Origin of the sequence: Nissabacter sp. SGAir0207 (assembly GCF_005491205.1) — a bacterium.
Lineage (GTDB): Bacteria > Pseudomonadota > Gammaproteobacteria > Enterobacterales > Enterobacteriaceae > Chimaeribacter.
Genome location: NZ_CP028035.1, coordinates 3349765 through 3371184, shown reverse-complemented (window position 1 = coordinate 3371184; position 21420 = coordinate 3349765). Strand labels below are relative to the sequence as shown.

Here is a 21420-nt window from a genome sequence, read left to right as displayed (position 1 = left end):
TAGACCTTAACCGCGAGGTAACCATGACCACCTTTACCGCCCTGCGTGTCGAAGACATTCGCTTTCCCACCTCGCTGGCGCTGGACGGCTCCGACGCCATGAACCCCGACCCGGACTACTCCGCCGCCTATGTGATTTTGGAGACCGACGACCCGGCGCTGAGCGGCCACGGCCTCACCTTCACCATCGGGCGCGGCAATGAGATCTGCTGCGCCGCCATCCGCGCGCTGGCGCACCAGATCGTCGGGCAGAGTCTGGAGACGATCGCCGCTGACATGGGCGCCTTCTGGCGGCGCTTCACCAGCGACAGCCAGTTGCGCTGGATTGGCCCGGACAAGGGCGCGATCCACCTGGCGACCGGCGCAGTGATCAACGCGGTGTGGGACGCGTGGGCGAAGTCCTGTGGCAAGCCGCTGTGGCAACTGGTGGCGGAGATGACGCCGGAGGAGCTGGTGCGCTGCATCGACTTCCGCTACATCACCGACTGCATCACCCCGGAGCAGGCGCTGGCGCTGCTCACCGAACGCGCCGAGGGCAAGGCGCAGCGCCGCGAGACGCTGCTGGCCGAGGGCTACCCCTGCTACACCACCTCTGCCGGCTGGCTCGGTTACCCGGATGAGAAGCTGCGCCGCCTCTGCCAACAGGCGGTGGACAACGGCTTCTCCTTCCTCAAGCTGAAGGTGGGCCGTGACCTGGAGGATGACATCCGCCGCGTGCGCATCGCCCGCGAGGTGATTGGCCCGCAGCGCCAGCTGATGATTGACGCCAACCAAGTGTGGGAGGTGGACGAGGCGATCGACTGGGTGAAGCAGCTGGCCTTTGCCCAGCCGTGGTTCATTGAGGAGCCGACCAGCCCGGATGACATCGAGGGCCACCGCAAGATCCGTGAGCAGGTCGCGCCAGTGAAAGTTGCCACCGGCGAGATGTGCCAGAACCGCATCATGTTCAAACAGTTCATCATGCGCGGTGCGATTGACGTAGTGCAGATTGACGCCTGCCGTATGGGTGGCGTGAACGAGGTGCTGGCGGTGATGCTGATGGCCGCCAAGTACCAATTGCCGGTCTGCCCGCACGCTGGCGGCGTCGGGCTGTGCGAGTACGTACAGCACCTGTCGATGATTGACTACCTCTGCATCGCTGGCACCCACGAGGGACGGGTGATTGAGTATGTCGATCATTTGCATGAGCACTTCCTGCATCCGTGCGAGATCCGGGGCGCGGCCTACATGCCGCCGCGCGCGCCGGGCTTCTCGATTGAGATGCACCCCGCCTCGCTGGAACAGTACCGTTTCCGGGGGCGTGATGACACCGCGCATTGATGCCCACCAGCACTTCTGGCGCTACCGGCCACAGGCGTTCCCGTGGATCAGCGACGCCATGCCAGCATTGCGGCGCGACTTCCTGCCCGATGACCTGCTGCCGCGGCTGGCGGCACAGCGCCTTGAAGGCTGCATCGCGGTACAGGCACGCCAGAGCCTTGAGGAGACGCTGTTCCTGCTGGCGCTGGCGGAGGCACACCCGCAGGTGCGCGGCGTGGTCGGCTGGCTGCCGCTCGCCTCGCCCCAGCTGGCTGACCTGCTGGAGCCGTTACAGGCGCGCCGCGCGCTGCGCGGGTTCCGCCACTTGGTGCAGGATGAGGCTAACCCGGCCGCTTGGCTGAGCCAGCCGGCGCTGACGGAGGGGATGCGCCTGATCCAGTCGCGCGGCTACCTCTATGAACTGCTGGTGACCCACCGCCATCTGGCGGCGGCAGCGGCCTTTGCGGCGCGCCATGATCGCCACTGGCTGGTGCTCGATCACCTCGGCAAGCCTGACATCGCACGCGGCGCGGCGCACTGGGCGCGGCAGATAGCGCCGCTGGCCGCGCTGCCGCACGTCGCCTGCAAGCTCTCCGGGCTGGTCACGGAGGCACCCGGCGGGCAGTGGACGCCAGAACAGCTCCGGCCCTTTTTCGACGCCGCGCTGGAGGCGTTCGGCCCGCAGCGGCTGCTGTTCGGCTCCGACTGGCCGGTCTGCCTGCTGGCCGCGGAGTATGACGCGGTGGCGGGACTCTGTGAACAGGCGCTGGCCGGGCTGAGCGAGCCGGAACGCGCCGCCATCTGGGGCGGCAATGCCTGCCGCCTCTACGCCCTACAGGAGCCTGACTATGCACCTCAACCTGACCGATAAGGTCGTGATCGTCACCGGCGGCGGTTCCGGCATCGGCGCGGCCATCTCCCAGACGCTGGCGGAGGAGGGGGCGATCCCGGTGATCGTCACCAACGTGCCGCCCGAGGCCACCTTCATGGCCGGGCTGCACCGCCACCAGCCGGAGGCGTGCGCCATCCTCGCCGATCTCTGTCTGGAGGCGGACTGCCGCCGGGCGGTGCGCGAGACGCTGTCGCGCTTCGGCCGCCTCGACGGGCTGGTGAACAACGCCGGTGTCAACGATGGCGTCAGTCTGGAGGCGGGCCGCGAGGCGTTCATCAGCTCGCTGGAGAAGAACCTGATCCACTACTACCTGATGGCGCACCTCTGTCTGGACGCGCTGCGCGCCAGCCGGGGCAGCATCATCAACATCAGCTCCAAGACGGCGCTGACCGGGCAGGGCGGCACCAGTGGCTACACCGCCGCCAAGGGGGGCGTGCTGGCGCTGACGCGTGAGTGGGCCACCTCGCTGCTGGCGGATGGCATTCGCGTCAACGCGGTGATCCCGGCGGAGGTGATGACGCCGCAGTATGAGCGCTGGATCGCCTCCTTTGACTCCCCGGAGGCCAAACGGGAGAGCATCACCGCGCGCATTCCGCTTGGCCGTCGCATGACCACCCCGCAGGAGATCGCCGACACCGTGGTGTTCACGCTCTCCTCCCGCGCCTCGCACACCACCGGCCAGTGGCTCTGCGTGGATGGCGGCTACACCCACCTTGACCGGGCGATCACATGAGCCGCCGCCTCTGTCAGGCGCTGGATCTGGTCGATTCGCCAGCGCTGATTGCCGAGTATCAGGCGCACCACCGCCGCATCTGGCCGGAGGTGGCGGCGCACCTGCGTGGGCACGGCATTCTGGAGATGGAGATTTACCAGCTCGGCACCCGGCTGTTTATGGTGATGGAGGTGGCCGACGCGTTCGACCCGGCGGCCTTTGCGGCGGCCAGTGAACAGAACCCGCATATCCAGCGCTGGGAGGCGCTGATGTGGCGCTACCAGCTTCCCACCCCGTGGACGCCACCGGGTGACAAATGGGTGACGATGGAACGCCTGTTTTCCCTTGCGGATCAACCCGCGGCGCAGTAGCCCGGCGCGTGTGCGCCATCGATGCGTTATCCACCTTTGGATCAAGGAGTTAACATGCTCGTCAATAAAAGTGCGACCCCGGTGCCGGGCAGCGTCAGCCAGATGGCCTCGGCCAGCCGCTGGGCGCTGATGCTGGTCACCAGCCTGTTCTTTATGTGGGGCCTCTCCTACGGCCTGCTCGATGTGCTCAACAAGCACTTTCAGGAGACGTTGCACGTCACCAAGGCGCAGTCCGGCCTGTTGCAGGCGGCCTACTTTGGCGCCTACTTTTTGGTGGCGCTGCCCGCCGGGCTGTTTATGGATCGGCGCGGCTACAAGGCGGGGATTCTGGTGGGGCTGTGCCTCTACGCCCTCGGCGCGCTGCTGTTTGTGCCAGCCGCCGCGGCCAACAGCTTCGCGCTGTTCCTGCTGGCGCTGTTTGTGATCGCCAGCGGCCTCGGTTGTCTGGAGACCGCCGCCAACCCTTACGCTACCGTGCTCGGCGACCCGGCGGGGGCGGAGCGGCGGCTCAACCTGGCGCAGTCCTTCAACGGGCTGGGCCAGTTTATCGGCCCGATGATTGGCGGCACGCTCTTCTTCTCCGCCACCCAACAGGGCAGTGGGCTGGAGTCGGTGAAGGTGACCTACGTCGGCATCGCGCTGCTGGTGCTGCTGATCGCCTTCCTGTTCAGCCGCACCCGCCTGCCGGACATCCGTGAGAGCGGCGACGCGCCGGGGCAGGTGCAACGCGGGTTGTGGCAGCACCGCCACTTCGTCGGCGGCGTGGTGGCGCAGTTCTTCTACGTGGCAGCGCAAGTGGGCGTCGGGGCGTTTTTCATCAACTACGCCACCGAGCACTGGGATAACGTCTCCAACCAGAGCGCCTCTTACCTGCTCTCGGTGGCAATGATCTGCTTTATGGTCGGGCGCTTCTTCAGCACCTGGCTGATGGGGCGGGTGGCGGCCACCACGCTGCTGATGCTCTATGCGCTGGTGAACATCGCGCTGTGCGGGCTGGTGGTGTTGAGCATCGATAACCTGTCGGTGGTGGCGCTGGTGGCGGTGTTCTTCTTTATGTCGATCATGTTCCCGACCATCTTTGCCCTCGGCGTGAAGAACATGGGGGCGCACACCAAGCGCGCCAGCTCCTTCATGATCATGGCGATCGTCGGTGGGGCGATCATGCCCTACTTCATGGGCGCGCTGGCCGACCACTACCACACCGCCATCGCCTACCTGCTGCCGATGGCCTGTTTTGCCGTGGTGTTTTTCTACGCCCTGAGCCAACGCCGCGCACAAGGGTAATCGGAAGGGCCGGGCAGGCGAGGGCTGCCCGGCATCTTTAACGTGAAGGGAGCGGTCAGGCGGGAGGGTTAGTCATACTGGTTATTGACCAGCGCCGTCACCAGATCGTTAACGCCATCACTCATATTGGTAAAGCGCGTCAGCTCGGTACGCGTCACCACCACGAACACCCCCACGTTTCTCTTCGGCACCATCGCCATATAGGTAATGAACCCGCCACCGCCTCCGGTTTTCTGGATAATGGTCGGTCGGCCATCGCGCGCCGCCATCGTCACCCAGCCCAGCCCGAGGGCATCCGCCTGACCCGGCACATCCATCCCCTTCAGCGAGACCAGCTCACTACGCCGGAAGTACATGGTCTGGTCGCGGGTGGCAGTAAGGGCCGGCGCACGGCCATTGCTCTCCAGGAACTGCTGCATCCAGCGCTGCATATCCTCCGGCGTGGAGTAGACGCCGCCACTGCCCGCCGCCGCCAGCGTGTTGGTGCAAGGGCTGCTCCCCTTGCCGACCATCAGCCGGGCGCACTGTGCCGCCGTCGGCGTGAAGGTGGTATTGACCATGCCGAGCGGGCCAGTGACCTTCTCGCGCAGCAGCGAGGCATAGGGCTTGCCAGCGGCATTGGAGAGCGCATCGGCCAGCAGGTCATAGCCGAGGTTAGAGTAGGCGGCATGTACCCCCGGCGGCGTAGTGACCTTGGCGGATTTCAGGTACTGCCAGCGGTTGGCCTCGGTCGGCCAGGTAAACACCGCCCGCCCGGCCTTGCCACCCGGCTGCTCACGCGGCAGGCCGCTGGTGTGCGTGGCGAGGTTGAGCAGGGTAATAGGCTGACGCGCATTGTAAGCCGGCACCCGCGCGCCGCGCGGCGCATACTTCTTCAGCGGGTCGACCAGCCGCACCTTGCCCTCATCGGCCAGTTTCACCATCACCTCACCGGTCATCAGCTTGGTAAGGGAGGCGATGCGGATCAGGGTATCCGGCTGCGGCCGCACATTATCGCCCGGCCGCGTATCACCGAAGCTGCGGAACACCTGCTGGTTATTGTCGATCACCACCAGCGCCATGCCTTGCGCGCCGCTGTTATAGAAGATGTGTTCAGCAAAATTATCCACCACTTGGGAGGACAACTGCGCCTGAGCAAAAGCGCTGAGCGGCAGGGCAGCCGCCACCAGCCCAAGCAGCAGGGAAGGGAGTCGTTTGGCCAATCTGGTTTCCATGAGAGGCAAGATTCAGGTGGCAGACATCATAAAGCCAACCGCCGCGCCTGACAGGCGAAAAATGTGCCCCCCGCCAAAAAAGTGTGAGCCTCTCTTACCTTTCCCAAACCCGCGGGTACACGACTCCACCGCCCCGCAGGGCATGAAGCGCTGATTTTTTCGACACTTAACAAATGGAAAAGGGGATAACAGTTGCACGCGCTCCGGGGGAAGGTATAATGCACCCGTTTTCCGCATACTACTTCAGTGCCGAAGTGGCGAAATCGGTAGACGCAGTTGATTCAAAATCAACCGTAGAGATACGTGCCGGTTCGAGTCCGGCCTTCGGCACCAATATCCTGCCCATCCTCGTCCGAGGAAGTCCAAAAAACCTTTAAAATCAAGGGTAAGAGTTTTTATTCTGTCCGTATACGTCCGAGGTCATCCATTGACATCCGGTAAGTTTGGGGGTCAGAATGGGGGTCACTTCGCTTCGATAAACTTTTGACCCCCAAATTATGCCTTTAACTGATGTCGCGGCCCGTACCGCAAAGCCTCGTGAGAAAGAGTACAAACTTACTGACGGCCACGGATTGTATCTTCTTATCAAACCAACCGGTTCTAAACGCTGGTATCTCAAGTATCGTTTTGAAGGGAAAGAGAGCAGAACAGCGTTAGGCGCTTATCCTCTTCTCTCCTTGGCAAAAGCGCGTGAGAAACGTGATGAGATACGCCTTCTGATAGCGGAAGGTGTCAGCCCTAATGCAAAAAAAGAAGAGGTGAGGCAACAGGAAGAGGCAGCACTCAACACGTTTGAAAAAGTGGCTTATGACTGGCATGCCAACAATAAACGCTGGTCTGTCGGCCATGCTGAGCGAGTATGGCGCGACCTTGAACGCAATATCTTCCCTGCAATTGGTAAGCAAAATATTGCTGATTTAACAACCCGCGACCTGCTGTTGCCCCTGAAAGAGGTAGAGCAAAGCGGCCGCTTGGATGTGGCTTCCCGCTTGCAACAAAGGATCACGGGTATTATGCGTTATGCGGTTCAGATTGGCATTGTTGACCGAAATCCCGCTCAGGATCTCGCGGGGGCAATCATAACAAGAAAGGCCATTCACAGACCGGCTCTACCTTTAGAACATTTACCTGATTTTCTTCAGCGTATTGAAATACATAAAGGCCGCCTGCTTACCCGTTTAGCTCTCAAGCTCAGCCTGTACGTCTTTATCCGTTCCAGTGAACTGCGGTTTGCACGATGGAACGAAATCGACTTTAAGAAAGAGCTTTGGACTATCCCCGCAGAGCGTGAAGCGATTGAAGGAGTCAAACACTCCCATCGTGGTTCGAAAATGCGCACCGTCCATCTGGTGCCGCTATCAAGACAGGCTTTGGCTGTACTGCAAGATATTCAGGAGCTGAGTGGAAATAGAGCTTTAGTGTTTCCGGGCGATCATCATCCGACAAAGCCAATGAGCGAAAACACCATTAACCATGCTCTTCGCCGAATGGGCTACGACACAAAAACAGAGATATGCGGCCATGGGTTCAGAGCGATGGCATGTAGTGCATTGGTTGAATCTGGTCTTTGGTCGCGTGACGCTGTTGAGAGGCAAATGAGCCATCAGGAACGTAATGGGGTTCGCGCGGCTTATATTCATAAGGCAGAGCACCTTGAAGAGCGGCGGCTTATGGTGCAGTGGTGGGCTGATTATTTAGACAGCAATAATGAATATCATCTGACTCCGTATGAGTTCGGCAAACGTTAATCCAGAAAAAAAGATTTTACGGAACAGTGTTCACCCTGTTCACCTTTTATTTTTGTTCTTTATTTTCAGCATATTGAGGGGTGATCACTTGCATAAGGAGTCTTCACCACTGTTCATCCGAGGTGAACACTGTTCACCTTCAGGCATAAAAAAACCGGCCGGAGCCGGTTTGATGTCTGTTGTCTGGCTTAGCCATCACAGCGTGGCAGCCAGTCAGCCTCGCAGTCTTCGCTCAGCTCCAGGCTGGTCTGGATGCCGTTCTTCGTCTTACGCTTCAGCAGCTCAATCTCATACTCCTTCAGCGTCTGTGGCACCGCCTGGCCGAACGCCGTCAGGCTCATGGGGTGCTGATGCCCTCTGGCCTCCATAAACGACAGATAGGCGTGGTACAGGTAGCGTCTGGGGTTCATCGGCCGGATATTCGCGTTGCCGATAAACAGCCCGGTAGGCGTGCTCAGTGGCGACAGGTAGCCGCAGAAGTCGACCAGCGGGTCGGCGCTGCGCTTGATTTCCAGCGCTTCCTCTGACGACTGCTGCGCCTGTAACAGCTCGCGGGCATCGTCCGGGCGGGCGAAGCGCTGCATCAGGTGGCGCACGATAACTGCCAGCTCACCGGCAATCTTTTCCAGCAGCTGCGGGTCGCGTTCGTTTGCCGGTATCACGTCCGGGAACGGCAAGATAACCCGGCGACGGGATACGCCGCCGCTGCGGTCGCTAAAGCGCATCGGGTTGTTGTTCACCGCCAGTATTACCGCCGGGATGTGGGTTGAATAGGCGTCGCGGTACTTCGGGTCAATCGCCACGGCGTCGCCGCCGGTAATCGCCTTGATGCCCGCGCCGTCGCCGCTCCATTTCTCCTGGTCCGGCAGAATAATTAAGGAGTAGCCCACGACCGAGGCACGTTCCCGTGACGACTCCAGCGTGTCGATGGTGGCGGCCGTGGTGTTGTCCTCGCCTGCCAGCAGACGGGCAATCGACGCCATCACGCTTTTCCCGCTGCCGCCGGGGCCGGTGACTTCGAGGAAAAGCTGCCAGTCGTAGCGGTTTGCTAGCACCATAAATAACGCCGCGAGGATACGCTCCTGCTTAGTTTCATTACGTCCGGCCGCCCGCGTCAGCCACTGCCAGAAGTTCGGGGCGTCGTCCGCCAGATTCTCGCCCGCCTTTGGCGTGGTGTAGTTCACGCTGTTGATGGTTCTGAGCCAGTGCTCTTTTTTATGCGGGCCAAAGGTGCCGGTTGCGGTATCGAATACGCCATTGCGAAAACCAATCAGCCGCCGGGCCGGGGCGCCCATCTGCGGCACCATCAGCTTGAGCGTGTCCACGATGCCGCCAATGCCGGTTGCCGAAAACGGCGCGCGCACCTTCTGAAACAGCGCGGCGATTTCCCGGCTCAGTACCCGGTACGGCAGCACCTGCCACGCGCCGCCCTCATAGCGGCAGAGGTCTTCACCGACGACCGGCACGGCCAGCGTGTTGAGATAGTGCGCGGCCAGCAGCTCGGCCTTCTGGCTGGCGCTCATGGCCTTCAGGTCGGCCTCGCTCACCGACTCAAACGGGCTGAGCGTTTTCGGCTGCGTGAACGCGGTCAGCATCGCCTGAGTGGTCATTTCCCCTTCAGTCTGAAAGACGTCGTTCCAGTCGCCGGTGACGGGCGGCAGTGCGGGCTTTCCGTTACAGCGCTTTGCCGCCGCTTCGGCACGCAGCTGGCCAGTGCCGTTCTCGTCGTTATCGGCGGCAATCAGTATCATTGCCTCCGGGTATTCCGCGTGCAGGCGCTCCGCCAGTGCGGGCAGGTTGTTGGCGCTTAAGGCCACGTAAACCGCCTGGCCGGTAAGCCGGTGCACGGTCAGGCCAGTGGCATAGCCTTCGGTCAGCCAGAGCGTGTCGCCGGGTTCGCCCAGGCGGTGGAATGCTTCCTTCACCTGGCCGCCCGCAAGGGTACGTTTGGTGCCGTCCGCGTTAATCAGCTGGGCGTTGACAGTAGCGCCGGAAAAATCCGTCAGCGGCACAAGCAGGTCGCCGGGCTGGTAAGTGGTGTCGCTGATACGTCTGGACGTGGTCAGCGTCAGAACGGGCATTTCAGCCAGCCCCTTGCCGCTCAGGTAGGCGTTACCGGCCTGCGCTTTCGCACCGGCAACAAGCCGGGTGGTTTCCTGTGCGGCCTTAAGGCGGGCCTGTGCCTTTTCTTCATTGGTTTTTTCTGACGTAACTGCCGGAAGCATGACGGGCAGCGTGCCAATCAGCCCGGCCACCCGGCAGGCGGCCTCCTTTGTGTTCACGTCCAGCGCCTTTTCAACCAGCGCCAGCCCGTCGCCCGCGCCACACTGGTTGCAGACCCACGTGCCGCGCCCGGCCTGATTGTCAAAGCGAAAGCGGTCTTTGCCGCCGCAGACCGGGCACGGCGAGTGCTGCCCGGCGGCGTTGATGCTGATACCCAGCGCGGGTAAGAGCTGCGGCCAGTGACCGGCGGCGGCGCGCACGGTGTCGGTGACGATATGTTTCATGCGGCCTCCTTAGTGCAGCGTGGCTTTTGAGGCGGCCAGGCGGCCGCACAGCAGTTCATCCATCATGGTTTCCCCCATGCGCGTCAGCTGCGGCGCGGCGACCAGCACGTCGGGCTGCACCATTTCGCTGAGCATGGTGCAGGCCATGTCCATACCGTTTTCCGGGCCGTACTTCCGCACGTAGTAGCCTTCCAGCTCCAGCGCGATGGTCATCTGCACCTCGTCCAGCGAGGCGGACACGTCGAGGCCGTAGCACTCGCAGGCGGTCAGGTAACCCTGGGCCACAGCGCGGCGGTAAACGGCGGTGCGCACCTCAATAGGCAGGCAGGACTGATTGTTAGTTGTCACGGGAGACCTCCATATCGTTAAGCATGACGGATTCGCATGTGCTGACTACTTTTCCCAACTGGTCGGTAAGCAGCGCCACCACGGACGCCAGCGCGTCGCCGTCCGGGCCGCTGTGGCGGTTACCGGAGCATTCAATCACGTTCAGCATGTCGAGCACGGTCACGCCGACGCTGTGGGCATGCTGAAGGCGGAGAAAATCGGCGTGGGGAATGGGGTAGCTGTCGTGGTTATTGAGTCGGGCGGACAGAGTATTCATGCGGCCACCTCGCAGAACGGCAGGCGACCGGCAAAGAACAGCACGTAATCGCGGGCCAGCAGGCGGCGGGCAGCAGTTTCGGTTTCGGCAGTGGTGCGCAGCATGCAGGGACGGGCGGCGGTATCGGCGCGGCGCACGGCGGCAAATAAAAAGGTGAACTGCATGCGTGCAGAAATGAGGGTTGCGGCCATAGTGGCAGACTCCATTGAGTAGCGGTTAACGCTACCACCAGAGTTCCTACACTCGGGGGTGGCAGCCCAGACGGGGGTAGGAATACCGGCCTCAATGAATACCGGCCAGCCCGAAGGCTGCCCCGCCTGAGCCACCATTGTCTTAGAGGCACAACGGCACAAAAACCGCTGCGCTAAAAATTGGCGCACTGAGGCTACGACGTAAAAAAACACGCATGGCGCGTGTTGTGTCGCCATTGAGTAACTCGGGTTCCTACGCCCGGCTGCCGATTTTGCGGCAGCGGGAAAACAGTACACCGGCGGCTCGCCAGAAAAAAGCCTTTTTTTAAACATCGGGCCTTTTTCCTCAGCAATCGGTCAGGACGTGATCGGGTTGCGGCGGATTTGATCGGAAGTTCTCGCTTTTCTCCCCCTTGCTTCCCTTCGCAGATTTCGGTTTTTCGGTGAGCACTGAAATATGGCCGTGGCGGCCGCTGTTGAATGCGGGCAGCGTGGATTTTTTGCCGCCGACGGCGGAAAGCAGGCTTTCGGCCACGTACACGGCCTCTTCCTGGCTCAGCGGATAGCTGCGGGTGCCGAAGTTAAGCTTAATCATGCCGCACCTCCGGCACGCTGCGCGATGCGGGCCTGCATCCAGTCGTCAATCTCCGACGCCAGCCAGGCGACGTTCTTGCCGCCGAGGGAAATCTGCGAGGGAAACTGCTCGCGGCAAATCAGGTCGTAAATAGTGGAGCGGGACAGGCCGCAGGTGCTGATAACCTCCGGCAGGCGCATAAAGCGGTCGCGGGGATACTGAAGGTCGTTAACAGTCGGCGTGGCCGGGGCGGACGGTGAAGCGGTGGAAAGCATGGTGTTACCTCATTTTGTATCCGGGCGGCGCTGGCCGGTTCCGGTCGCGTTGTGCTGGTAACCCCCTATTGTGAGAATATTTTTGCCCGTGTAAACAAGCCGCCGTCCGATGGTAAATGAGCAAAATCGCGTTCTGTTGCACACTGTTTGCCACCGTATGCCAAAGAATGCCAGAGAATGCCATTTATAAAAAACTGACCGGAAACTCAGATGCATTAATAGCTAAAAACTTTGAAAAAATGCTCGCCAGAAAAAGACCGGCTTAAAAGCGGGTGAACAGTGGTGAACACTCGGTGAACAGTTCATTCTCAAGTGTTCACCCCTTTACTTAATGTATTTATTATCTTTTTTCCAAGAGTGAAGAGTAGTGAACAGTTTTATATAAAACTAAAAGCTCAAAGGGGTTGTGCGGTCAGAATACAGTCGTGTTTGCTCAGCTACAGGCGGGCAGCAATGAAATGATTTGTCTGGTGGTGAATAGCAGAATAGCGACATCCTTTACAGAGAGAGAAAAGCTATGAGCACCCCGGAAAAGAGCACTACCCTGAAAAGCTTTGAAGCAGCCCGCACCGCGCATCTTGAGAAGATGAGACAGTACAACAACACCTGCGCCGACATTACCCGCTGCGAGAAAGAGCGTGAGGCGGCTATTGAGGCGGGAAAGGAAGCCGAAACGAACTGGCGCACCCGCTTTCGCAACCTGCGCGGCAACCTGACCAACGAGCTGAAGGCGGAGCACAGTCAGCGCATTGCCAGCCGGGAGCTGGCGGAAGAGTTTACCGGGCTGATTGCCGAGCTGGAGCTGGATAAACAGGTTTTCATGCTTAACGCCTGTGTAACGGGTAAGGAATACGTCTATGCGCACCAGCTGGCCTTCAACGAGTTTGCCGACGCGACCTGGCAGTCGGCGCTGCGCAACGTCAGCCCTTCGCTGTTGTGGGCCATCCGCCTGCGGCTCCAGCGTGAGAAGGTCAGTCCACGCGGCGACGACGAGCGCAGCGATATGCAGGTCGTGGCGGAGCTGATTGGTAACGCGCTGACCCGCGCGGCGGCCGCGCTGCCGGAGAAGGTGCTGACCGAAGCGCCGGTGCTGGAGAATATCGGCCTGTGGCGTCCGGCGCTCACTGGCGTGGATATGGTGCTTTATGCCAATCCGATTAAGCGCAACAGGGCGTGGGATGCCATCCACGTACACCGTCCGTGGATAAGGGAAGGTAAAAAGAAATGATGCACTGCCCGTACTGCAAAAGCCCGGCGCACGCCAAATCGAGCCGCTATATGTCGGAGCAGGTGAAGGAGCGCTATCACCAGTGCACCAGCCTCGACTGCTCCTGCACGTTCAAAACCAGTGAGAGCATTACGAAAGTCATCACCGCGCCGCCGCAGCCCGAACCGCTTCCCGCAGTCACGCCGGAGCTGGTGAAAGAACGCCAGACAATCGGGCGCTACGGCTCAGCCTTCCGCACCCTCCACTGACCAACAACGGCCGCTGAAACCAGCGGCTTTTCTATCTCCGCTTTTCGTCCTTTCAACGCCCTTTTTCTGGCCAGCCCGGTTTGTAAAGAGCAACGCATGCATAACGTGCATGGATTTGCATGCAGAATGCAGCGCACCAAACACCCCGTCAGCCCATGCCCGGCGCGGCTTCGCCCGGTACATGCAGCTGCATAAAAAACGATGCATAAAGCGGGCAGGCGAGGCGGGGGTAGCATTGCGCGCGAACCCTCCAGACTCAAAGAAGAAAATTAAATATTATGTTGATCACATTAGAATGAGGTTTATCTTGTTTTAGATGCTGGCGCCTTATTACATTAGTCTTTCTTGTCTTATAAAAGGTGGGTGAGACCATGCGGAAAGTGGTAATTGACTGTATTAATGGATCTTTTACTCAAGGGAGCATTTTCTCATGTTTAGAAAGCTCCTCAGGAAACCAATGTTATGGAATAATTATAACTGCCCGATGTGATCTTGAGCATGAAAAAATCAGTAAAATTGTCTGTTTACCAGTTTATAAATTGAATGATTGGATGACTTTATACGGCGATGAAGAAATTTATAAAAGTTCAATAAATTCAATAAGTAACCAATTTGATGTACTGCTTAAAAAGTATAATATCGATATAGAAAAATATAAAATATTTGGTGCGAATGAAATAAAAAAATACTTGGAGTCAAAGAAAATAGATTCCAAAACACAAGAAGCTATAAAGCAGTATTTTTGCTTTATAGACAAAAAAAATGTTCATGCGGAAATTAAAATCCTCAAAGAGAATAATAAAAAATACTTGGATTCCTTATTAAGTCATGCAAAATCTAATGTCTATTTTGTAGAAGGGTTATTAGGGGATAATTCGGAAGGATTCGTGATTGATTTAGGTGAGCCGATTAGTTTACCTTTACAAGCATTGAAAAATATAAGTAAAACGCTTCATTTTCAAAAGTACAAAAGAGACAAAAACACGCTATATAAAAATATGAAAATTAAGGAGGGTCAAGAGTCATCTTTTTTCAATGTGGTTTCGTCACCATATATTGAGCATATTCTGCAAAGATTTTCACAGTTCTACAGTCGTATCGGAACTGATGATATACATGAAGATACTCGCCTAATCATTAAGGACGTATATGAAAAGCGCTAATTTTATTGGATTGACCGAAGAAGCTACAAAGATTATTATTTCTAACAGAGAATTACAAAGTTCTGATTTCATGCTTTCGCAAAACCTGACGAAGTTATTTACTGGTTGGGCTGATAAAATTCTTACAGAAGAGTTAGGGCTTTTATTTTTAGAGTCTAAATCAGGTTATGTTATCATTTCGCCGCAAGAGAAATTCTCATCTGAAAAAAATACATTAACAATTGACTTGGATTGGATGGATTTTAATAGCGTAAATGAAGCATTAGCTATCACGGCTATACAAAAGACACTAAGGTTTTGCGTAAAGTATTGGGCAAATTTAGGGTTTAATAATAACGAGTACTTTCCGCCTGGTTCAAGTAAAGCAATTATATTTCCTTTCCCTATGAATTCTGCTTCTCCATACCGAATAACCTTAGAGCGTCAGCCAAGTGAAAAAAGACTTTCAAGAAGATATCCGGGGAAACATCTTTTGGCGTATCGTTTTGGTACAACAGGTGGCGATGGTATTAGAGAAGAATATCCAACAACAAATTTCAACAAATCTATAGATCTTCTTTTTTCATTTGATACATACATTAGTAAAAAAACGGAAAAAATAGTTCAACATCAACCAGCCTTTCTTGCAACTGATTTGACGACAGAAAGAATCGATACCTCAAGTATTTTAGGTTTTACGGATCCATTTAAAAAACTATCGTCAAAACAGCTTACCTTTATTAAAACTGTATATAACGAACCTGCTAGGATTGAGGGGCCTGCTGGCTCTGGTAAAACCATCTGTATGGTTATGAAAATGCTGTATTGGTTAAATGAGATTACCTATAATGATAAAAAAGCCAAATTCCTTTTTATCGCGCCAAGTACAGAAATGATCAATAATGTTAGATATTTTTTTGAAGTGTTGATAGGGAGTATAGAAAATTATAGTAAAAATCTTTTGGATTTAGTAGAAATAAAGACTTTGCAAGATGTTTGTACTAGTTTTTTAAAACAAGATATCCATGAAACTGAATTGTTAGACGAAGATACTTTCGAGTCAAAAAATGTACAACTACTACATTTGGTTGAGCTAGTTTCAGTGGAAAAAGAAAGCCTCGAATCTTGCAAAGGGTTTCTCAGCCCAAAGCTTTATCAATTTTTCGTTAAAGAAGATGATTTCCATATTGCTGAAATGCTTAGGCATGAGATTAGCGTGGTAATTAAGGGACGTTCAGATGAAGATTTTGATATCTATAAGGATTCTGGGAGGCCCTCATATGGCTTGCCAATAACTACATTAAATGATAGGAGTTTTGTCTTTAACATTTATAAAAAATATTCTAATATTCTAAATAATCTTTCATTATTTGATGTTGACGATATTGCTATTTCTGCATTATCAAAACTAGATTCTCCAATATGGCGCAGAAGAAGAAAAACCGAGGGCTATGATGCCATATTTATTGATGAGGTCCATTTGTTCAATATGAATGAACTTTCCTTAGTACACTATTTAACGAAAGAGAGTAATTTATCACCGATATCTTATGCTATAGATTTATCACAAGCATTAGGGGATATTGCGTGGAATGATAATGAATTTAACAATTCTGTAGGTATAAAAAACCCTACAGAAGAGGTCGTCTTAAGTGCTGTATTCAGATCTTCCCCCTCTATTACTGATTTGGCATTTTCAATAACTTCACATGGAGCAAATATTTTTACTAATTTTGATAATCCAATTTCAGAGTCACCTTATGTGTATGGTGATGAATTAGAGGAAGTTATACCAAAATATTATTTAGTAGATGGCCAAACTAACATGTATCAAAAAGCTTTCGATTTGGCGGATAGTATTAAAGAAAACTTGAAAGCAAAGAAACATCAAGTCGCTATAATATATTTCGACAGATTTACTTATTCAGAAGGTATATCATTTGCTAATGAAAATAAAAAAAGATTCGTTGAAATAACAAAGCGCGGTGATTTATCGACTGTTAGTCAGGCAGAAAAAAGTAGTTTATATATTCTAACAATGGCAGATTTTGTCGGCGGACTTGAGTTCGAAGCTGTTGTCTTGGTGGGGGTAGATAAAGGAAGAATTCCTGATGTAGCCAAAGCAAACTCAACTGCTACTAAAATGTTTCAAAATTACATCGCTCATAATAGACTATATGTATCCGTAACGCGGGCTAAAAAAATTGTTAATATTATCGGTGAAGCGATACGTGGTGAAAGTGAAGTTTTAGAGCATGCAATAAAAACTAGTAAAATTGAGGTGATAAAAAACTAGTATATGGCTGGCTTTATGCCAGCTGTAACTTAAAAATAATTCATTATCATGAGCTATATGCCCGCGGGGTCAGTTTGGGGGTCGTTTTTTTTCAATTTTAAGAAATAGTCTAAATAAAACATGGGGTTATGTTTTATTTTTGAGTCCGGCCTTCGGCACCATCTAGATGCAATCAAGCCACCCCAGGGTGGCTTTTTTTGTGTCTGGAGTTCGTGCTCTATACAGTCCTTTCTGCTTCTCTCATCGCAAATTAACTTATATCAACTTGCTTGTGCAGATACCTGTCGGCTCAATGATGTATCGGCTCCGCTCAACTTAGTGGCGGCTTGTTTACAGCAATGAACTACAAAGATTATGCGTTCTACCGTACAGAGCGGCTTAGTCGACTACAGCTCCGGATAAGAGATCATCAGCACAGTTGCTATAGCGAAAACACAGCATCATACGGCTCTAAATCTTGAAGTATTCCCAAATTATTCTAAGTATTGGTCATTACTCTGGCAGGCTGTTAACGCTACTAGCCGTCGGACCCACCTTGTTATTTTCATTCGTTCAAGCGAGCTGAGTTTTGCCCGCTAATCAGAAACAAGTCGGACGATTACGTGAGATCATGAGCTACTAGAAGGTGTTAAGCACTCTCAGCATGGCTCAAAATGCGATACCTCATGTGGTAACATAATGCCTTGAACATACAGATAATTGCGAGCATTATCACAAATATGTGCTCATGGATTATTCAACGTAATGACCTCTGACAAAACCCTAAAGCAGGCAATAGCAAATATTACTATCTGGCGCAAAGGCGAACAGCGTGCGCCACATAAGCCATTATTGCTGCTGCACGTCCTCTCACACTATCGGCAGGGGCATGATCGCCTGTTTAACTATGGTTCTGAAATCTATGAGCCCTTATTGGATCTCCTGGAACGTTATGGGCCGCAGCGCCGTGACCAGCGCCCGGACATGCCGTTCTGGCGTCTGAAGGGTGATGGCTTCTGGGAACTACAAAACGCGGAGATGTGCTCAACTAACGGTAGCCGCCAGCCGCCTCGACGTGAACTTACCAAATATAATGTCGCGGGTGGATTTGATGCCGACAATTTTGCATTGGTGGCAAAAAATCATAAGTTAATTGATACATTGGCGCAGCAGCTTCTGGAGGCACATTTTCCAACGAGTATTCAGGAGAATATTGCTGATGAAATGGGTTTTGATATTCGCACCTCCCTTCGTCAGCGCGATCCGAAGTTCCGCCAGATGGTGCTGCGTGCTTACAATTATCAGTGTGCGATCTGTGGCTTCAACATGCGTCACGACAATGCGCCTATTGCTTTAGAAGCTGCCCATATTAGATGGAAGCAACATAATGGCCCCTGTGAAGTGCCTAACGGCTTGGCATTGTGTGCGATCCATCATAAAGCGTTTGATCGCGGTTCGATTGGCTTGGATGAAAATATGCGTGTGATGGTTTCCGACGCGGTGAATGGTGGTGGGGTGGTACAGCGGTTGTTCTGGGATTTTGCGGGAAAGGCGATTGCGTTGCCACCGGTTAAAGAAAATTATCCAAGCGAGCAGTTTGTGGGCTGGCATAGGAAAGAGGTATTCAGGTGAATAAGTTGGAAGTTTACTTTCACCTAAGTTAATGAGTAATAGATATGATAAATAAATACCTTGATGCCGATTATAACTGATTAATAACTTAGTGCTAGAGAAGGGATTATGCGAAGATATTAATCACTTTTTTAGTAATCAATGATTTTTTGCTGGCTAACCACGCAATAAGGTTCAACCGTTATGGTGAGTATGCCAGCTTTTAAAGTGATTTGAATTAAATTTTACTTTCAGCCAGCACTGTGTTTTACGGTTCTTATAGATACTTAGCTTACTAATGGCTTACTTAAATTTGATCTTTGCCTTAACATTAAAAGGTAATAATTCACTTTTTTAGCATGAATAAAGCAAAAATTTATAGCCCTAAGGTTCATCTTATCTTCTTAAAAATAAAAAGAATAAAAGGAACACAAATTGCGAATCCATAAATAGCGGCATCAAATACCCTGTCTGTAGCTTGTATCAATGAATCCATCGCTTGGTTATAGGTATTCATAGAAATTGGATTAGATAGCAACAGACTCTGGCTTTCCAAGAAAACTGCAAATGATTGCGAAGCAATGAATAGCCCTAGAAAGTAACATAGAGAGACAATAAAAATTCCGCTCCATCGAAGAAACGTCTTGGTTCTACTCGTCAATCTCATATGATCCTCCTAATACGCCGCCAATTGTACCGCCAGAATAGGGGGACAAAGAATCTCCCAAAGCTGCACTTTCTGCGGCAACTTGCTGAAGCCTGCCACCGCGAGAATCCTGTAAGTAATGCAGATCGTCTTTATTCATATACATTGCTTTAAAGGCATCGGTCACTTCGACGACTAACATTGATGAAAGCTCAGCACTCTTCGCTACCAGATACCTCTGGAGAGAGACAGGAACGGTGAAATCTTCCTCAGCGTCGATAGGGAGCTGCGTTGTCATAGATGTATAGCCGCTTTCAAACACCTTAGAACCAGCAAACTTGATCCCTTCGACTGAATGGGTAGTGCAGTTACTTCCTGTGACATCATACTCATCAATAGTGTGACCTTGTCTTCTGGTTGTATCCGGCATTTTTAGAGTAGGTATTGCGGGTGTGCCGTTATTCCAGAGATCTTCAAAGAACTTTCTTGCCATTACTACATTTGCGTCAGTGATATGGAACGCACGAGCACCCATTCGATACAGTTCGATCCTATAGTAACTCCTGGCATCTTCATCTTGTAAAAAATTAAGAATACCGTCGCCGGTTAAATTCCCAGGGCCTGTTCTTCCATAGCGGCCATAGGTATAAAGAGAGATATGAGTATTCTCGTGTACTGAAACAAAGGCGTGTCCTGCTCCCATAGTCTCAGTCCAGAGATAGACACCATCTGATAACGTGTTATCTGTGGGTAATGAAATACCAGAAAAGTGAGAGTTTGCTTTCAATGTGCGCGCAGGTTGTGAGAGGTTTGCTGACGGCTTTGCCATTGATGGTGTAGGTGTAGCAACAGCTGTCACATGATGACGTTGAATTGCTTTAGGCAGCGCTTCCTGCTCGTAAACAGGATAAGCATGTGAGGGCAAAAACTTAGCTTTGCATGGGCAAGAGCTATAGCTATCAAGCGACCCTGCAAGGCGTTTTAAGCTGTCGCCTGAAGTGATAAAAGAGATCCCCCCAACAATTTTATAAATTTTCCCATCTTTCCCACATGTCACAGGGTCACCCTCTTGTGCCAAAGACTTACCAAAAGCCTCACCATGTGCAGAACCCATTATTATTTTTCCGCCACAGGTCGTTTTATCTCCTTGAGTAAGCATAATGCCTTTTTTCATAGATAATTTAGCCTATCGATTCTCAAGCCATTTTGGGATGACGAAATGATAAACCTGTTTTTTGATAGCATCCATATTATCTACAAAAATCAATAAATAAAAATTAGCCATAAATCATAAGAATAATATTCCACGAAAAAATGGTTTTTACGGCTGTATAATTTATCCAAAATACATTAATTAAGTATTTCTCCCTTGACCAGTAAAGCCGGCCCCCCTCACAGCCGGCACTCACTCAAAAAATTACTCCCACTTCCCTAAATAAAAATCACCACTGCCAATTTCAACCAAAGCGCTCCGCGCGAAAAGTAGCGAGCATGGGGTGTTTTTCGCCGCTGACGATTTCATCGGCCAGCAGTTCGCCGACGATTAGGGCCAGCGTTGCGCCGGAGTGGGTGAAGGCGACGAAGCAGCCGGGTACTTTTTCAAGTTCGCCGAGTACGGGGTTGCCGTCGCCGGGGATCGGTTTGGGGCCAATCTTCCAGTTGTCGGCCTTGAGAGGTGTGCTGTCTGTTAGCAGTGCGCCTGCTTCGTGCATCAGGGTCTCTATTACGCTTTCGGCGATGGTGTAGCTGCCGTCGGGTTGCTGTTTGAGCTCTTCCTCATACCAGTCGTGATCCACCGCCAGCGTGCTGCCGGGGTTGGGGCGTACTGCGGCGCGGGGGGTGTTCATCACCACTTTCAGGCCGTGGGCGGTGGGTTGGCTGACCACCAGCATCGAGACCGGCGAGCCGTTGGGAATGGTGACGCCGAGTGGCGCGACCACCTCGGGCGTCCAGGGGCCGCAGGCTACCAGCACTGCGTCGGCACGGAACTCGCCGCGCAGCTCGCTGCGGATGCCGCAGGCGCGCTGCTGCTCGGTCAGTACCGTCGCTTTGCCAGCATGCTCAATGACTTCGCCGCCCAGCGCGCGGAACTGCTGCGCCAAGAAGGCGATCAGGTGCGGCAGGCTGACCCAGCCCTCGCCGGGGTTGGCAATCGCCACTTCCGCCAGTGCGTTGGCGTTCACCTGTGGGTCAACGGCAGGCACGCTGGCGGCTTCCACCAGGTGCGAGTCATAGCCGTGGGCGCGCTCGTAGGCGTGGCGGGCGCGGGTGCCAGCGGCGTCATCAGCGGCCCAGAACAGGCCGCCGTCAAAGCGCAGCCAGTCGCAGGCCGGGTTGCGGGCGAACAGCGTGCGGTAGCGATCGATGCCCGCCATGCGCAGCGCATGGTAGGGCAGGGTGCGCTCGCCCGCCGAGTTGAGCCAGGAGAGCGAGCGGCCAGAAGCGCCGGAGCAGAGCGCTGCCTCGGTCACCAGCGTTACGCGCGCGCCCCGCTTCGCCAGCTCCAGCGCCGAAGAGACCCCCAGCACGCCACCGCCCAGTACCACCACCGTTTTAGTTGAGTTCACAGACATCGTTCTGATCCTTGCAATAGGGAAAAG

Annotated in this window: 20 protein-coding genes and 1 tRNA gene; 12 read left to right on the top strand and 9 right to left on the bottom strand. The window is 53.9% G+C overall.

Annotated features, from left to right (window positions below):
- Positions 1 to 23: 23 nt before the first annotated feature.
- Genes C1N62_RS15120 through fucP form a run of 5 tightly spaced genes read left to right on the top strand, consistent with a single transcriptional unit; the run spans position 24 to position 4557 of the window.
- Positions 24 to 1319: an L-fuconate dehydratase gene (locus C1N62_RS15120; protein ID WP_137764410.1), complete on the top strand. Its 1296-nt coding sequence runs from the start codon at positions 24 to 26 to the stop codon at positions 1317 to 1319.
- Positions 1303 to 2169, top strand: coding sequence for an amidohydrolase (locus C1N62_RS15115; RefSeq protein WP_137764409.1), 867 nt, complete (start codon positions 1303 to 1305; stop codon positions 2167 to 2169). The genes C1N62_RS15120 and C1N62_RS15115 overlap by 17 nt, the downstream gene beginning before the upstream one ends.
- Positions 2147 to 2923, top strand: coding sequence for an SDR family oxidoreductase (locus C1N62_RS15110; protein WP_137764408.1), 777 nt, complete (start codon positions 2147 to 2149; stop codon positions 2921 to 2923). The genes C1N62_RS15115 and C1N62_RS15110 overlap by 23 nt, the downstream gene beginning before the upstream one ends.
- Positions 2920 to 3273, top strand: coding sequence for an L-rhamnose mutarotase (locus tag C1N62_RS15105; RefSeq protein WP_137764407.1), 354 nt, complete (start codon positions 2920 to 2922; stop codon positions 3271 to 3273). Before C1N62_RS15110 ends, C1N62_RS15105 begins: the two co-directional genes overlap by 4 nt.
- Before the next feature lie 54 nt (positions 3274 to 3327).
- A complete protein-coding gene (gene fucP / locus C1N62_RS15100; protein ID WP_137764406.1) occupies positions 3328 to 4557 on the top strand; it encodes an L-fucose:H+ symporter permease in 1230 nt (409 codons plus the stop codon).
- A gap of 68 nt (positions 4558 to 4625) precedes the next feature.
- On the opposite strand, the gene ampH is transcribed toward fucP, so the two are convergent.
- Complete coding sequence (gene ampH, locus C1N62_RS15095; protein WP_137764405.1) at positions 4626 to 5771, bottom strand: D-alanyl-D-alanine-carboxypeptidase/endopeptidase AmpH; 1146 nt, start codon at positions 5769 to 5771, stop codon at positions 4626 to 4628.
- Positions 5772 to 6019: 248 nt separating this feature from the next.
- Here ampH and C1N62_RS15090 point away from each other — a divergent pair.
- Together C1N62_RS15090 and C1N62_RS15085 are read left to right on the top strand one after the other, a co-directional pair.
- Positions 6020 to 6104: transfer RNA gene (locus tag C1N62_RS15090), tRNA-Leu, on the top strand.
- Between the two features lie 164 nt (positions 6105 to 6268).
- Positions 6269 to 7519, top strand: coding sequence for an integrase arm-type DNA-binding domain-containing protein (locus C1N62_RS15085; RefSeq protein WP_137764404.1), 1251 nt, complete (start codon positions 6269 to 6271; stop codon positions 7517 to 7519).
- 188 nt (positions 7520 to 7707) lie between these two features.
- Here C1N62_RS15085 and C1N62_RS15080 read toward each other — a convergent pair whose 3' ends face one another.
- From C1N62_RS15080 to C1N62_RS15055, 6 genes are read right to left on the bottom strand one after another with little or no spacing between them, the layout of a single operon-like run.
- Positions 7708 to 10026 (bottom strand): primase-helicase zinc-binding domain-containing protein, encoded by a 2319-nt coding sequence (locus C1N62_RS15080; protein WP_137764403.1) that lies wholly within the window; start codon positions 10024 to 10026, stop codon positions 7708 to 7710.
- A gap of 9 nt (positions 10027 to 10035) precedes the next feature.
- Entirely contained in the window at positions 10036 to 10374 is a 339-nt protein-coding gene (locus C1N62_RS15075) for a DUF5375 family protein (RefSeq protein WP_137764402.1), read from the bottom strand.
- Positions 10364 to 10630, bottom strand: a complete 267-nt coding sequence (locus C1N62_RS15070) for a hypothetical protein (RefSeq protein WP_137764401.1) — start codon at positions 10628 to 10630, stop codon at positions 10364 to 10366. Before C1N62_RS15070 ends, C1N62_RS15075 begins: the two co-directional genes overlap by 11 nt.
- The gene (locus tag C1N62_RS15065) at positions 10627 to 11154 is read right to left on the bottom strand and encodes a host cell division inhibitor Icd-like protein (RefSeq protein WP_137764400.1); all 528 of its coding nucleotides are present in this window, start codon (positions 11152 to 11154) and stop codon (positions 10627 to 10629) included. The genes C1N62_RS15070 and C1N62_RS15065 overlap by 4 nt, the downstream gene beginning before the upstream one ends.
- A gap of 13 nt (positions 11155 to 11167) precedes the next feature.
- Positions 11168 to 11416 carry a hypothetical protein gene (locus C1N62_RS15060; protein WP_137764399.1) on the bottom strand — a complete coding sequence of 83 codons (249 nt, stop codon included), beginning with the start codon at positions 11414 to 11416 and terminating at the stop codon, positions 11168 to 11170.
- Positions 11413 to 11670, bottom strand: coding sequence for an AlpA family transcriptional regulator (locus C1N62_RS15055; RefSeq protein ID WP_137764398.1), 258 nt, complete (start codon positions 11668 to 11670; stop codon positions 11413 to 11415). The genes C1N62_RS15060 and C1N62_RS15055 overlap by 4 nt, the downstream gene beginning before the upstream one ends.
- Before the next feature lie 517 nt (positions 11671 to 12187).
- Here C1N62_RS15055 and C1N62_RS15050 point away from each other — a divergent pair.
- The 5 genes from C1N62_RS15050 (at position 12188) to C1N62_RS15025 (ending at position 18195) form a co-directional block, all read left to right on the top strand.
- Entirely contained in the window at positions 12188 to 12898 is a 711-nt protein-coding gene (locus tag C1N62_RS15050) for a hypothetical protein (protein ID WP_137764397.1), read from the top strand.
- On the top strand, positions 12895 to 13146 hold the full coding sequence (locus C1N62_RS15045; protein ID WP_137764396.1) for an ogr/Delta-like zinc finger family protein: 252 nt from the start codon (positions 12895 to 12897) through the stop codon (positions 13144 to 13146). The genes C1N62_RS15050 and C1N62_RS15045 overlap by 4 nt, the downstream gene beginning before the upstream one ends.
- 371 nt (positions 13147 to 13517) lie before the next feature.
- Positions 13518 to 14309 (top strand): hypothetical protein, encoded by a 792-nt coding sequence (locus C1N62_RS15035; protein ID WP_137764394.1) that lies wholly within the window; start codon positions 13518 to 13520, stop codon positions 14307 to 14309.
- The gene (locus C1N62_RS15030) at positions 14296 to 16584 is read left to right on the top strand and encodes a UvrD-helicase domain-containing protein (protein ID WP_137764393.1); all 2289 of its coding nucleotides are present in this window, start codon (positions 14296 to 14298) and stop codon (positions 16582 to 16584) included. Before C1N62_RS15035 ends, C1N62_RS15030 begins: the two co-directional genes overlap by 14 nt.
- Before the next feature lie 744 nt (positions 16585 to 17328).
- The gene (locus tag C1N62_RS15025; protein ID WP_137764392.1) at positions 17329 to 18195 is read left to right on the top strand and encodes a phosphorothioated DNA-binding restriction endonuclease; all 867 of its coding nucleotides are present in this window, start codon (positions 17329 to 17331) and stop codon (positions 18193 to 18195) included.
- 629 nt (positions 18196 to 18824) lie between these two features.
- Here the strand turns inward: C1N62_RS15025 and C1N62_RS15015 are convergent.
- Complete coding sequence (locus tag C1N62_RS15015; protein WP_137764390.1) at positions 18825 to 19994, bottom strand: PAAR domain-containing protein; 1170 nt, start codon at positions 19992 to 19994, stop codon at positions 18825 to 18827.
- Between the two features lie 283 nt (positions 19995 to 20277).
- Complete coding sequence (locus tag C1N62_RS15010) at positions 20278 to 21393, bottom strand: FAD-binding oxidoreductase (protein ID WP_137764389.1); 1116 nt, start codon at positions 21391 to 21393, stop codon at positions 20278 to 20280.
- Positions 21394 to 21420: the final 27 nt, after the last annotated feature.

Bases quoted from the DNA above. Each gene is read 5' to 3' on its own strand.
- C1N62_RS15120 (WP_137764410.1), top strand. From the start codon at position 24: ATGACCACCTTTACCGCCCTGCGTGTCGAAGACATTCGCTTTCCCACC.
- C1N62_RS15115 (WP_137764409.1), top strand. From the start codon at position 1,303: ATGACACCGCGCATTGATGCCCACCAGCACTTCTGGCGCTACCGGCCA.
- C1N62_RS15110 (WP_137764408.1), top strand. From the start codon at position 2,147: ATGCACCTCAACCTGACCGATAAGGTCGTGATCGTCACCGGCGGCGGT.
- C1N62_RS15105 (WP_137764407.1), top strand. From the start codon at position 2,920: ATGAGCCGCCGCCTCTGTCAGGCGCTGGATCTGGTCGATTCGCCAGCG.
- fucP (WP_137764406.1), top strand. From the start codon at position 3,328: ATGCTCGTCAATAAAAGTGCGACCCCGGTGCCGGGCAGCGTCAGCCAG.
- ampH (WP_137764405.1), bottom strand. From the start codon at position 5,771: ATGGAAACCAGATTGGCCAAACGACTCCCTTCCCTGCTGCTTGGGCTG.
- C1N62_RS15085 (WP_137764404.1), top strand. From the start codon at position 6,269: ATGCCTTTAACTGATGTCGCGGCCCGTACCGCAAAGCCTCGTGAGAAA.
- C1N62_RS15080 (WP_137764403.1), bottom strand. From the start codon at position 10,026: ATGAAACATATCGTCACCGACACCGTGCGCGCCGCCGCCGGTCACTGG.
- C1N62_RS15070 (WP_137764401.1), bottom strand. From the start codon at position 10,630: ATGAATACTCTGTCCGCCCGACTCAATAACCACGACAGCTACCCCATT.
- C1N62_RS15065 (WP_137764400.1), bottom strand. From the start codon at position 11,154: ATGTTTAAAAAAAGGCTTTTTTCTGGCGAGCCGCCGGTGTACTGTTTT.
- C1N62_RS15060 (WP_137764399.1), bottom strand. From the start codon at position 11,416: ATGATTAAGCTTAACTTCGGCACCCGCAGCTATCCGCTGAGCCAGGAA.
- C1N62_RS15055 (WP_137764398.1), bottom strand. From the start codon at position 11,670: ATGCTTTCCACCGCTTCACCGTCCGCCCCGGCCACGCCGACTGTTAAC.
- C1N62_RS15050 (WP_137764397.1), top strand. From the start codon at position 12,188: ATGAGCACCCCGGAAAAGAGCACTACCCTGAAAAGCTTTGAAGCAGCC.
- C1N62_RS15045 (WP_137764396.1), top strand. From the start codon at position 12,895: ATGATGCACTGCCCGTACTGCAAAAGCCCGGCGCACGCCAAATCGAGC.
- C1N62_RS15035 (WP_137764394.1), top strand. From the start codon at position 13,518: ATGCGGAAAGTGGTAATTGACTGTATTAATGGATCTTTTACTCAAGGG.
- C1N62_RS15030 (WP_137764393.1), top strand. From the start codon at position 14,296: ATGAAAAGCGCTAATTTTATTGGATTGACCGAAGAAGCTACAAAGATT.
- C1N62_RS15025 (WP_137764392.1), top strand. From the start codon at position 17,329: ATGACCTCTGACAAAACCCTAAAGCAGGCAATAGCAAATATTACTATC.
- C1N62_RS15015 (WP_137764390.1), bottom strand. From the start codon at position 19,994: ATGAAAAAAGGCATTATGCTTACTCAAGGAGATAAAACGACCTGTGGC.
- C1N62_RS15010 (WP_137764389.1), bottom strand. From the start codon at position 21,393: ATGTCTGTGAACTCAACTAAAACGGTGGTGGTACTGGGCGGTGGCGTG.